The 13677-nt window shown below is 47.5% G+C and carries 5 protein-coding genes; 4 read left to right on the forward strand and 1 reads right to left on the reverse strand.

Annotation, left to right across the window (positions count from 1 at the left end; all coding sequences use genetic code 11):
- Positions 1-159: 159 nt before the first annotated feature.
- The 4 genes from OXH00_12935 (at position 160) to OXH00_12950 (ending at position 9667) form a co-directional block, all read left to right on the forward strand.
- Complete coding sequence (locus tag OXH00_12935; GenBank protein ID MCY3741920.1) at positions 160-1083, forward strand: ATP-binding cassette domain-containing protein; 924 nt, start codon at positions 160-162, stop codon at positions 1081-1083.
- The gene (locus OXH00_12940) at positions 1073-2404 is read left to right on the forward strand and encodes an ABC transporter permease (GenBank protein MCY3741921.1); all 1332 of its coding nucleotides are present in this window, start codon (positions 1073-1075) and stop codon (positions 2402-2404) included. Before OXH00_12935 ends, OXH00_12940 begins: the two co-directional genes overlap by 11 nt.
- A gap of 524 nt (positions 2405-2928) precedes the next feature.
- Complete coding sequence (locus tag OXH00_12945; GenBank protein MCY3741922.1) at positions 2929-5934, forward strand: sigma-70 family RNA polymerase sigma factor; 3006 nt, start codon at positions 2929-2931, stop codon at positions 5932-5934.
- A gap of 730 nt (positions 5935-6664) precedes the next feature.
- Positions 6665-9667: a sigma-70 family RNA polymerase sigma factor gene (locus tag OXH00_12950; protein MCY3741923.1), complete on the forward strand. Its 3003-nt coding sequence runs from the start codon at positions 6665-6667 to the stop codon at positions 9665-9667.
- A 41-nt stretch (positions 9668-9708) separates the two neighbouring features.
- On the opposite strand, the gene OXH00_12955 is transcribed toward OXH00_12950, so the two are convergent.
- Complete coding sequence (locus tag OXH00_12955) at positions 9709-13632, reverse strand: hypothetical protein (GenBank protein ID MCY3741924.1); 3924 nt, start codon at positions 13630-13632, stop codon at positions 9709-9711.
- Positions 13633-13677: the final 45 nt, after the last annotated feature.

Consider the following 13677-nt stretch of genomic DNA (forward strand, 5'->3'; position numbering starts at 1 on the left):
GGTTTACAAACGCTCTTAGGACTTACACACGGTTTCTTAAAGTCCCAACCGCCTGATAAGGGGTTGGGGGTTTAGGGGTGTTTTTGCTGGGGTGTTTCTTAAAAATATGGAAAATACCGCACGTGTTGGTACATTTTTACGAAATTTTGGGAGAAAAAGATGAACCTCCTTCAACTTGAACATGTTCATAAACGGTTTGGTGACTTTACAGCGGTATCGGATATCTCCTTTAGTATTGAAACAGGGAGCATATACGGACTTTTGGGGCCCAACGGTGCCGGAAAAACAACGACACTCCGCATGATAATGGACATTATTGCACCAGATGCAGGCAACATTACGTTCAGTGGCAATCGGCAGGTCCAAGATTTTTTGGATCAGATTGGGTATCTGCCGGAGGAACGCGGCTTGTACCGGAAAATGAAGGTGCGCGATGTTATCCTCTTTATCGCCGAGTTAAAAGGTTTATACAAACAGCAGGCACTCAGCGAAATTGAGCAGTGGCTGGAGAAGATGCAGCTATCGGAATGGGAAAACAAACGGATTGATGAACTTTCTAAGGGAATGGCACAGAAAATTCAGTTCATTACGACGGTCATCCACAAACCGGAGTTGATTATTCTTGATGAACCTTTTTCCGGGCTGGACCCGATTAACATGACACTCCTCAAAGATTTGATGCTTGAGTTGCGTGAGAACGGTAGTACGATCATCTTCTCAACGCATGTGATGGAGCAGGTGGAGAAACTCTGTGATCGCATCTGTCTCATTCATCAAGGTGAGGTGTTACTTGAAGGCGAACTCCGCGCCGTGAAGCGTGCCTTCGGTAAAAATTCTGTTGAGATTGAATACATCGGTAGTCTGGAACCAATTCGCAATTCCGCTTGCATTCAAGGGGTCAACGATTTCGGACAGTACGCTGAGATCAAGTTGAAGACACCGGAAGACTATCGTCCATTTCTCCAAGAATTGGTTGAAAAGGGTGTTGATGTCACACGGTTTGAATTGATGGAGCCAACGTTGCACGAAATTTTCGTCCAGAGCGTTGAAGCACACGGAGGGGTCGTGCAAAATGCCGAATAAAATTGTTGCCGTCATCAAACGTGAATATATGACGCGCGTTAAATCTAAAGGATTTATTGCTTCCTTGTTTCTCATGCCGGTTTTGATGTGTGGGTTGGTATTATTGTCCAGTTTTCTCGCAATTATGGAGGACAAAACCGAAGAGATGAGAAAACTTGCGGTCATTGATGAGACGGGTGAAATCTTTGAGCAGATGCAAGCGGCTGTTGCCAAGCATCCGACTTTTCAGCATAAGGGTGAACTTGTCTATCAGCTGCATGAGGAGACCACTACCACAGAAGCCGAAAAAACTGCCCTCCAGGAACGCGTCAGGACAAAAGAACTCTACGCCTATCTTGAAATCCCGAAGGATGTTTTTGCAAGTGGGGGGGTCCGTTTCTACGCCAGAACAGTGACAAATTCTAATATACAAAACGCGTTCCGCCGTATCATTTCAGACATCGTCCGGGACAAACGGTTTGCTGAGAGCGGTTATTCTCAGCGTGAAGTCCGTCAACTCATGCGCTCCGTTGGCTTCAACGCTTATGCTGTCAAAAGTGGCAAGGGGAAAGACGGTGGTGCTAAAGTTGAAAGTGCTTTAGAGACGGGAGCGCGGCTCGGACTCGGCTACCTTCTTGTTTTTGTGCTTTACCTGTTTGTTATCATCTACGCCAACTCCATCATGCGGAGTGTGCTGGAAGAAAAAACAACTCGGATTGTTGAGGTGATTATTTCTTCAATAAAACCGCATCAGCTCTTACTCGGAAAACTCATTGGGGTTTGCTCTGTCTGTTTAACAATGTTTGCTATCTGGGTGATATTTGGTGTGTTATTGGTTATGAACATAAAGCCGCTACTCGGCATCTTTGGCATTGATAGTCTGCCTATACAGTTTATCCAAGTAATTGGGACTATCAAAGCGAGTGGTACCGAGATACTTACATATTTCTTTGTCTATTTCATTATCGGTTTCTTTATGTATTCGACGCTTTATGCTGTTGTCGGTGCGATTTGCAGCAGTGAAGAGGAGGCGCAGCAGACAGGAGGCCCCCTCACGATGCTCATCATTATCCCGTTCATACTGATGTTCCAGTTATTTAGGATCCCCGATTCGACACTCAGTGTGTTGCTCTCCCACATCCCATTTTTCTCGCCGATACTTATGTTCATGCGTATCAACGTGCTAATGCCGCCTTTATGGGAGATTCTACTGAATATCTTGTTGATGTGCGCGACTGTTCTGCTGGTCATGCTTATCAGCGGGAAAATCTATCGGGTTGGGATTCTGATGTACGGTAAACGTCCTACTTTTGGGCAATTATGGCAGTGGATGCGGTACTGAACCTACCTCAAAAGCAATCTCTCCTGAAAATCTACTTTTCCGAATCTATATCCTTTTAGTCAGATTTATGCTATAATGTTGCTAACAGCACTTCAGGAGAGTGAACGCACCGTCATCACGCTCTACTACCTCGGGGGAATGACGTATGAAGAGATCAGCAAGTTTTTAGGTGTAACTGAATTTGAAAAGCGTGATGATTTGTTTGGCGAGGTCCCTGTGCCTCGCCTTCATTTTTGGATTGAGGTATGTCCTCTGTAGAAACAACCTAAACAAACTAAAACCACATAATTTAAAAAGATAAAAAATTGACTGTCACCGGAATTTGTGAGAAAATAGGGATGTCTACATCAGTGTTCTGGAAACCGAAAATCCTCCTCACCTCTCGTTGCCAAAAAATGGAATTTTAACCCTCTTATCATGAACCCACTCCAGTTTTTTCCAGAATTCTGTGACTTTTTCACCTCAAATGGCGTCACTATGTGTTGATATGAAATGCTGAACATTTCTTATTCCAGAGGTAGTCGATGAAAAACGATGATGTTCAACTCATCCAACGCGTCCTTGATGGCGATGATACCGCCTTTTCCGTGCTTGTCAGAAAATACCAAAAGTCGGTACATGCGCTGGCGTGGCGGAAGATTGGGGATTTCCACATCGCCGAGGATATCACACAAGAGACGTTCCTAAAAGCGTATCAGGGCCTCTCTACGCTGAAGGAACCACAATCCTTTGCAAGTTGGCTCTATGTGATAACAGCGAATCATTGCAACACGTGGCTCCGTAAGAAACGTTTACGGACGCAGTCGTTGGAAGACACCAGCAGCACGCAGTTGGAAAAAACAACGTATTCTGGATATGTCATTGAAGAAAATGAACGAATGACGATAGAAACGCAACGCGAAGTTGTCAAGAAACTACTCTCGAAATTAAAGGAAAGCGATCGGACCGTCATCACACTTTATTACTTCGGGGGCATGACTTATGCAGAGATCAGTAAGTTTTTGGGTGTATCGGTCGGTGCGATTAAAAATCGCGTTTACCGTGCGCAAGAACGTCTGAAGAAGGAGGAACCCATGATAAGAGAGACTTTAGAAAACTTCCAAATTGCTCCAAACCTTACAGAGAACATTATGCATGAGATTTCGCGCCTGAAACCGATTACACCATCAGGCAGCAAGCCGTTAGTGCCGTGGGCAATCGGTGTTTCTACAATAGCAGTCGTCTTTTTGATGTTAGGTGTCGGCACGGCGTACTTATCGCGTTTTCAAAAACCGTACAGTTTTGATGCGACCTCAGAAATGACGGTTGATATTATTGAAACGCCAGTCGTATTAGATATTGAATCGAAACCTGATGTCCGAACGCATCTCGGGAGCACTGTCGCGTCCAGTAAAAATGATGGTGTCGGTCAGCAGCCTGATGAGGTCTTGTTTGCTGCCGCAGAAATAGAAGGAGAGGATGTTTCTGTACCAAAACAGCAGTGGATTCAGGCAGGACCGATCAAAGGAAGTAAAGCAGAAGGTTTACTTGCGACATCTGAGGGTGAGCTTTACACTTTTGCTGATATGCAAGTTTACAAATTGGAAGCCGATGGAAAAGAGGGGCGACACATCTTTGATTTTAGATCACTGTTAAATTCTCGCCCTCCAACTGCACCCCTCGCAAAGTGGAAAGATACCCTTTACATTATATTGGCAAACGAACTTCTTGCTTCAAAGGACGATGGTCAGACCTGGGATTTGGTACACGCTTTGCCAGACAGACATTATGATGCTATTGGCTTGATACTAACAGAGCGGGCGTTTTATGCCGCTTTTGAAAACGGAATTTTCCGTTCTGAAGATAACGGTAAAACGTGGCAGGCAATAAACGATGGGTTAATGATGGGGGATATGGGGTATATCCGTTCTATAGTCAATATGCAAGACACCTTGTTTGCTGGAACCAGCAATGGACTCTACCGCCTCAATGCTGACAGTTGGCAACGTGTGGCGTTTTCAGTATCCGTCGGACGGATCCGTTCACTTGCCGCAACAAAAAATAAACTTTACGTTGCTGCGGAGATGAGTGATGCGGATCCTCGTGCAGTTTCCAGGGGACAGCAGCAGGCTTGGTGGATATTCCGCTCAACTGATTTAGGGAATTCGTGGGACGATATTACGCCAACAAACGCGTGGGCAGTAAAAGGATGGCCCCCTTTTGTTAAACTTATTGCTGCAGGTGACACACTTTTGGCGATGGAACAAGGAATGGTGCGCTCTACTGATGGTGGAAACACGTGGCTGCCACCACAATTACCAGGTACGTCCCCTCCAATGAATGCTGATGGAGACGTTGCGATAGCAGTAAACGAGAGCGTTCTTTATGTTGGGAGTTGGCGTAGTGGACTCCATCGTTCCACCGATGCTGGCAAATCATGGGACATGGTAAACATCACCCCGGATACAGGTCAAATCGGTAATCTCATCGCGCATAGAGAAAACAGTAAACGGGATAACATGCCCCTGACGCTTTACGCGAGATATGAAGAAGAAAAGGTTGTAAAAACTGTCGATAATGGTAAGTCTTGGAAGACCGTTCAAATAGAAATGCCGATGACAGCATCTCGCAGAGAAAGTATACCAAGTATTACCCATATTGTCAAAGCTGATGGTAAAATCTATGCAAAAGGTGGGGATTCGCTTGGCAGAGGGAAAACACACCTATATCGCGTATCTACAGATAGCAATTCGCTTATACCGATACAAGGTTTGCCAATCTTTGACGCACTGGAATTAACGTTCGAGTTGGGTCAAATGAGAAGGAACCGGTCCAATCTATCAGACGCATCGGTCATTGAGCAGTTGCGAGAAAAGGCTCCTGGCGCGACCGAGTTCTTCAAGCAGTTGGTAGGATGGGATCCTCGACAGCCGGATATATATACGCAATTAGGGTTCCGTAAGGGGGCGTTTGCTGTTAGCGGTGATACGTTTTATATGGAATACAACTATAAACTTTTCCGATGGGAACCGGGTGACACTGAATGGTACGACACCGAACAGGAAGAAACCGTTGAACTGTCTCCGAAATTGGCATTCAGAGAACTGAAACTTGCGGCTTCAGGGAACACCGTCTACGTCGGCAAACGGGACGGACACCTCGTCGTCTCGTTTGATAAGGGAAATAATTGGCTTGATCTCACGCCAGCGCTGCCGTTTCCCGTTAAAGCCTTCAATGATATGGTGTCTGCGGGTTCCACGGTCTATGTAGCAACAGACACAGGTATCATTACATCAGACGGTGGAAGACATTGGCATATCGTCACTGATGCAGAAGGAAACAATCTCATTATGGAGCACTTGGCTGTTGATGGTACAAAGGTTTATGGTATTTCCAAGGCGGGTGTCTATCGGTTGAAAAATAAAAACGACACGTGGAAACAGATCGCATCAGAGGTGCCAGAAAGGGTGTCCTCGCTTGCTGTTGATGGGAACGTATTGTATGTCGGCACGCGGGGCAGCGGGGTGCTGCATTTCAATCTTGACGAATAATTGAGACGCGTATATCTTGCGTGGGCGGTGCTACAACGCCGCCCATTTCACTTCTATCTAATCTATCTAAAAACACACCCCTTGCATTAAAACGGAAGAGTGAACAGGCTAACAGCCTATTCTACAGAAGATATCTAAACACACCCAACTTGCATTAAAACTCCGCACTGACCGTCATCTCCAGACGGTATTCCGGTTTGGTTAGGAATGCAGATCGCATGAATCAACGGTATGAATGCCTTATGGGCATTCCCCGGGGTGAGTACACCGCAAAACCGCACCATAGGTGTCAATTTAGTACCGTAGGCCCCATACGCTAATCGCTAAACGCAGAGAAACCCAACTTGAGACCTCAGGTGCAGGGAAACCGTAAAGTGTTGGGTTTCTCTCGATTTTCTGTTTGACGTGCCATCTATGGAAGGCTGAGTCTTGTATTACTTTTCAGCGTTTTGGAGTATCCGTTCAACCCAACCTACAGGACTACACACTTTTAGCCGGATTTATGCTATAATTCTACTAATAGATAGAAACAGAAGCGAATCAAACAACCACAGATTCCCTTACCTCTCATTATTATCAGAATAGAATCTCAGGCCTCTTGTCAGGAACCTATATCTTCCTATGGCGTTTGAGAAATAAAAATTTGCAGAATTGTGTGACCTTTTCATCTCAACTCGCATCATTAAATGTTGATATGAAATGATGGACATTCCCTTTTTAGAGGTATCCGATGAAAAATAACGATGCTGAACTCATCCAACGCGTCCTCGAAGGCGATGATACGGCGTTCTCTGTGCTTGTGAAAAAATACCAAAAGCCGGTGCACGCGCTGGTGTGGCGGAAGATCGGAGATTTCCATATCGCCGAAGACATCACACAGGATACATTCCTGAAGGCGTATCAGAGACTCTCTACTCTGAAGAAACCGCAGCGGTTCGCGAGTTGGCTCTATGTGATAGCGACAAACTACTGCAAAATGCGGATCCGTAAGAAACGTTTATCAACGCAGTCGTTGGAGGATATAAATAGCACGACGTTAGAAAGTGCGACGTATTCTGGATATGTTATTGCGGAAAACGAGCAGGAAACGGCGGAAGCACAGCGCGAAGTCGTCAAGAAGTTGCTTGCGAAACTTCAGGAGAGTGAACGCACCGTCATCACGCTGCATTACCTCGGGGGAATGACGTATAAGGAGATAAGCGAGTTTTTAGGCGTATCAGTAGGGACGATTAAAACTCGCGTTTACCGTGCTCGGCAACGTCTGAAGAAGGAGGAACCGATGATTCGAGAAGCTTTAGGCAATTTCCAAATTACGCCAAATCTTACTGAGAATATCATGCAAGAAATCTCGCGTCTGAAACCCGTTACTCCGTCCGGCAGTAAACCGTTAGTGCCATGGGCAATCGGTGTTTCAGCGTTAGTCGTCGTATTTTTGATGTTGGGTGTCGGGACGCAATACTTATCCCGTTTCCAGAAACCTTACAGTTTTGATGCCGCATCAGAGATGACAGTTGAACTCATTGAAGCACCGGTTGTGCTGAACCTCGAAGCCAAACCGGACGTTCGGACGCAACTTGGAAACGCCAATGCACCGAGTGAGGCGGATACTATCAGTCGGCAGCCTAACGACGTTTCAGCATCGGTTGCAGAAGTAGAATCAAACGAGAAAATTAAAAACCACGCACATTGGCAGCTGCCCAAAGCGGCAAAAGCGCGTTTCGGAAAAGGTGGGATTACCATAATCCAGTTTTCACCGGATGGAGCCCTACTCGCGGTGGGTAGTAATATCGGGGTATGGCTGTATGATGTGGCAACAGGTGAGGAGAAATCTTTGCTTGGTATCGGAATGTGTGAAGCCCTCAGATTTTCACCGGATGGTCGTTTCCTTGCCGCTTCTTCTGAGGAGACGCTCATCCAATTGTGGGAGGTCGCTACCGAGCGCGAAGTGCCGCTTATTGACTTGTACGGGGAGGCTTCCGTATTGCGATTCTCTTCAGATGGAAAAACGCTGATCGGTTTGAGTAGTTCTGGGCATGCTGCAATTACGCGATTGAATATTGAGAACGGGAAAGGGAAAACAAAACACCTTAAAACTGGGCTATTCGGCATCGGTCTCTTTGGTTCTGAGGATTTTACCGGTGTTTACGCGATGACGAGCGATAAAATCGCGATTGGAAAAAGGAACGGGATGATCCAGTTATGGGACGCAGCAACCCGTAAAAAGTTATCGACGCTCAAAGGACACGTAGATTTGCCGCTTCAGCCGTTGAATAAACCTGTGCATCGCATGTTTAAAAACAATTGGGTCTTAGCAGTGGCGTTTTCGCCGGATGGTACCCGTCTCGCCAGTGGCAGCACAGATATGACAGTCCGATTGTCGGATACTACTGGTGACAGGGATTCGATGACGCTGCAGAAACATACTGGACCAACAAATGTGCTGGCGTTTTCACCCGATGGGAAAATGCTTGCCAGCGGCAGCACTGACAAAACCGTGCAATTGTGGGATACCACTACCGGAGAACCCCTCGCGACGCTCACCGGTCATATCAGCGGCATTACGGCATTAGCATTTTCACCCGATGGTCGTACACTCGTAAGCGGGAGTACGGATGGCACAATCCGATTCTGGCGGACAACGACTGGGGCTCCAGCAGATACCCTTATCACTGGACACACGCAATCCATAAGAGCGGCGACCTTCTTTCAGAATAGTAGGGACGGGGCGACCTCCAAGAAACACCCAAGCAAAAACCCCCTACTTGTCAGCGCGGCGTTTAACGGTGAGATCACCTTTTGGGATGTGGAAACAGCGCAGCGTAGGGGCGAGGTAACCTCGTCCCTACGCCAAAATAGAGGACATCGGGATTGGTACTCAGCCGTGGCGTTTTCGCCGGACGGCACGAAACTCGTCAGTGCAGCAGCAGACGGTACGATAGGTTTCGGTGGGTTCCCTTCTTTTACGAATCCAGATAATCTAACTCGGTTGACGGATGTATCGACAGGAGACGAACTCGCAACCTGGCAGAAACATGCCAGAGAACTTACCTTTTCTCCTGACGATAGAACTAAAACGGTGGCGATTACTTCGAGTGGTGCCATTCGCTTATGGAATACGGAAACAGGCGATGAATTGGTCATTCCGATTCATGATGACCTACCCCTCGGTTTTCACCACAATATGCCAACGGTTTTAGCAGTGGCGTTTTCGCCAGATGGTAGATGGCTTGTGAGTGGGACTACAGAAGGGGAAATCCGAATGTGGGATGTTGCGACTGGTGAACCGTTGGCTGTCTTTGCAGAACCGACGGAACAAGAGAATCTGGGGCATATTTCGGCAGTGGCGTTTTCACCAGACCGCGCCTTGCTCTCTGCGGGTACACCGAGTCAACTTCATTTATGGGACGTGCGTACCGGTCATAAAATTTTTTCGGTTAGCACTGTGCATAAACGAGGTTGGCGGACATACCATGATTATCCAAAACCGTTGGTGTTTTCACCGGATGGCGCAATTCTCATCAATGGGCATGGCAGCGGGACAATCCAATTATGGGATGTCAAGACTGGAGACAGAATCGCTGCACTTGATGGGCATACGCAGGAAGTGGAGACGTTGAAATTTTCGCCTGACGCGGAAACACTGGTTAGCACGGCACAAGACGGCACAATCTTTTTTTGGGATTGGGATGAAGCTATCACCGGTTCGGCTAACACCGACGAACAGCCCAATTAGGAACAAGTATCGTTATCGGAAACGAGCGTACCAGTATTACGTTAAAGTTCTGCGCTGATTGTCATCTCTAAGCGGTGTTCAGGTTTGCGCTGCTTTGTGGAGAGTAAACGATAATTAAGTCGAAACAACAGATCGGTGAATTTTCGTAATCTGTAATCCGCCGTTGTGCGAACTTCGTGGCTGATGCCTTCGTAGAAAGTATATTGCGCGAACGGGATACTGCCGCTGCTTTTACCGTAGCCGAGTTTGTAGTTGAAATCAACGCGTCCCTTACCGATGAGACTATACGTGATACGGTTTTCATAAGAAAAGGTGCGTGTCTTAGCTTCAGGTTCTTCGTCAAGCTGCTCCTCGTCGGTTGTCTGTTTATAGCCACCGATCCCGCTCCATCGTAGCGTATTACTCAACTCGTATCGGAGGTTCAGTTCAGTTATCTGCTCAAGTTGACGGAGATCTGATATAGGTGTAGGCGGAGGATCTTCTATCGCATCGGTAGGATCGGTTTCCTGCGTGAGGTCCTCTTCGGAAGGCACGCGATGGCGTGCTTCCGAAAAATCGAATTGGCTATATTTTTCGTTTTCCCGACGTTGTTCCCAATTTGCGCCGACAGACAGGCGTTTCGTAGGATTCACGGAGAAACCGACATCCCATGTGTTATGTTGTCTGTGACGTTCTTGGTTATTGATCCGCTTGTTAAGTGTTTCACCAGTGCGGAGGTTGAACTCAAGGCTGAACGCCGGTGAGGGTGAAAACTCAAGTCGGTGGTGCTGGTTCAACCGCCCGAAAAGCGTATCCGCGCCTTGTAAACTTTGGAGCAGGTACAGAGATACCGCATCTTCTACCTCCTGTTCCTCGGTTAGCCACAACCGCACTTGACCTCTGAGCGCGCTGAGAAACCATTCTAAATAGTTAACAGTTATCAGTTTTCGGTTATCGTAGGGGTGTTTTTGCTTGGGTGTTTCTTCAGGTTTCCCAACCCGTGCGGACGAGGGGACCTCGCCCCTACGATCATTGGTAACTGATGACTGACGACCATTTGGTGTTGGACGCAAACTATCACGTTTCAACATTGATTCACGTTGCTGCTGTTGGCGCGCTCTGGCACGCCGGGCAAAATACTGACGTGGTTGAAAACGGATACGGAATTCGGCATCCACCGCCGTTGTCGGTTTATCACCAACATTTTGATAGATTTTGATGTAAGTGCCTTCCTCGGGATCCTCTACATAGTGCAGATCGTCCAGCTTCACGTAATAGCCTTCGCCGGGTTGAAGTAAAATACCCGTGTGTGGATGAATGTTGGTATAGACTTCATGCCGTTGGCTCGTCAATTTTTTATCTAATTCGTAGGTGAGTTCTATGTCAATTGCGCGACTGAATGGTGTCAACTGAAGGTTGATATCGGCAAGTTGCGTTGTTGTGTTCGCACCGATATCCGTATGTGCCTTCAGCATCCGACGCGCCAAGTTGGCTGTCAGATTCACGCCACCGCTGAGAAAAGATTTCTGTTGTGAAAAGAGACCGACTTTCCACGTTCGTGCCGTAGTGCTCCGCTGCCAATCGGAGAGACCGATCGGTGTGTCGTCCACAGTGAGCAACGGCTCTTTTGCATAAGCCTCCTCAAGTTCGTAACTGGTGTTGACGGACACCCAGCTGAATTCAACGAGATTGACGCGTCCGATCGCGCGGTTCCGTTTTCGGTTGAGTGTAGCATTGCGTGCCTCGTTCGATTCCAACCTACCCAAGGTCCCAATAATTCTGAAGGGACCGAGCGGATAGGAGAGGTTACCTTCCTGTCGCGACTTTCGTTGTGACTGCGTCCGTGTTGAATCTTCACTCTCCACATGCGAACTGCTCCGATAATCATCCCAACGGAAATTCGGTAATTTCCTCAGCAACTGCGCGCCCTTAGACGGTGCTTTTTCTGACACCTCTTCAGAAGTCACGCTATGGCGTGTTTCCGGTGACATTCTCGCTTGCCTGCTTGGTACGGGCGAGGTTACCTCGCCCCTACGACTGCGGGTAGGCAGGATACTCCCACTGCCCGAACGTTGATTGAAGTTTACGCCCCAATTGAAATTATCACGGATAGTTGCGTTGGTAGGAATGGTTTTTTCAAATTGCTGGAAGCCACCTGGTGAATCAGATCCCTCTGACTGACTGCTGATTGCTGACTGCTGACTGCTATTTTCCTCGGTCCGACCGACTCCGGCATCAACGGCTAACCAATCTGTCGGTATCAGTCGGATGTCAAAGTTCGCGGCTCTCTCATCTCGGGAAATTTGTGAGCGTCCAGCACTATCAAAAAGAAACGCATCATCAAAACCCTCTTTAGCGTATTGCGTTTCATAACGGGAACGGGAACGGTTACTACTTGAGGCACCGACAGGCACAAAATCGGCATCCATTGCCCGTATGTCAAGATTTGTGTTCAGTTTAGGTTGGAACTTCTCCGTCCATGTAGCGAAATCCCAGTCTGCATAGCCTATCAGTTTCCACGCCTGACTCACCTCTTTACGGTCTACGGTGGAATAGGTGTTTTTATCAAGATTGCTGTAGGCGAGTTCACCTTCGACCCACGCTTTTTCGGTGATATTCACACGACTTTCAACACCCCATACCGTATGTTTCTGCGGTGCCGTGAGCAGCGATCCGTTTTCCTCTGGATCAAGGGTATTTTGGCGCAGTGCCTCCAGATCCGCGTCCGTGATTTGGATTAAAGCCTGTTCGGGTTGGTTTAGGTCCGCCTCAACGGCATAGGAGGCACCGAGGGTTATCCGTTCGCCGGGCAGTGTGAAGACACTGCTGAGTCCGTACAGATTCTGTTGATATGCCCGCTCTTCAGGGATATATTCAAAGTCAATCCGAATCGTGTCGTTGCTTGTTATCAGGTGTTTGCTGTTGAATTCGATGATCGGATCCCCATATTCTCGAATAACGTAATCGTTGTTTTCACCGCGCCGCATCCGCTCGCCATTCAACCAGACGATTTCACTGCCTGCTTTCACAATGACGTATTGTCCATCGACTGTGAGTCGATATTCGCTCCGTCCTTCCTCTCCGCGCAGGACTAAACTCGTAGACTGTCCTTTCGGGATAGCACTCGGAATGAGATGAAATTTCCCCCATTTGAAATCGCCTTCGACTTGTACACCTTCAAGTGCCCGTGGGAAGAAGATAAACTCCGAGGCACCGAGTGATCCCTCAAAATCGCCTAATGTGCCGCTCATATTCGGATGCGTGATACGCACCAACTTCTGATCGATGTCTTGGATACTCTCGGTTGTACCTTCGGGTTGAATTGGTAAATCTTGGTCGGATAATAGCGCGAGGATACTGATGTTCTCTGAAACATTGCCCTCCACATTAACACGCAATTCCTGATTCGGTGTCACGTCACGTCCACTCCCAACCGAGATACCGAATGTCTGGCTACCGGAAACTTCTAATTGTGATGTTTGGCTATCGGGAGATGTCAGTTGTCGGTTGTCAGTTAAAAAGCGGTTTGTCTCATCAGACTTCTCTTTCTCTGATGACGCCTCCGCTGATGGAAACCGAAGGCTATCCGGGTTTTGCTCACCGTAAAGGTCGCGTTTATAGACCTCTTTTATTGCGAAAGGCAGTGTGCGATAGGTTATCTTTAATCTATAGGGGTCGGTAATAGCATCCCGCTTTACTATAGTGATCTTTCCGGGATAGAAATCAATTTGATAGTCTACATTTCGGACAAGGATTTTTCCGTTCGCTGCGACTAACTGTTCACTGTTTGGGAGAATCGGTGGGTACTTCACCGTAAATTCCTGGGCATCGGTTTTCAGTTCAAAGGACTCCGTTTTCTGGAGAACGGAAAAGGTGGGAAGTTCGAGGGCTTTCGTTTGGTCATCAGCGGATTCTTGTGCCGTACTTCGGGGACACGGTAGCAGGCACAAACAGAGTGGAACGAGGAAAAAGAGTCGGATAGGCATATTGACTGTCGGGGGAAATGGCTATCGGCTATCGGCAGTCAGCAA

Source organism: Candidatus Poribacteria bacterium, from assembly GCA_026706025.1.
Taxonomy (GTDB): Bacteria; Poribacteria; WGA-4E; order WGA-4E; family WGA-3G; genus WGA-3G.

Excerpts from the sequence above, each read along its gene's own strand:
- OXH00_12935 (MCY3741920.1), top strand. The coding sequence starts at position 160 with ATGAACCTCCTTCAACTTGAACATGTTCATAAACGGTTTGGTGACTTT.
- OXH00_12940 (MCY3741921.1), top strand. The coding sequence starts at position 1,073 with ATGCCGAATAAAATTGTTGCCGTCATCAAACGTGAATATATGACGCGC.
- OXH00_12945 (MCY3741922.1), top strand. The coding sequence starts at position 2,929 with ATGAAAAACGATGATGTTCAACTCATCCAACGCGTCCTTGATGGCGAT.
- OXH00_12950 (MCY3741923.1), top strand. The coding sequence starts at position 6,665 with ATGAAAAATAACGATGCTGAACTCATCCAACGCGTCCTCGAAGGCGAT.
- OXH00_12955 (MCY3741924.1), bottom strand. The coding sequence starts at position 13,632 with ATGCCTATCCGACTCTTTTTCCTCGTTCCACTCTGTTTGTGCCTGCTA.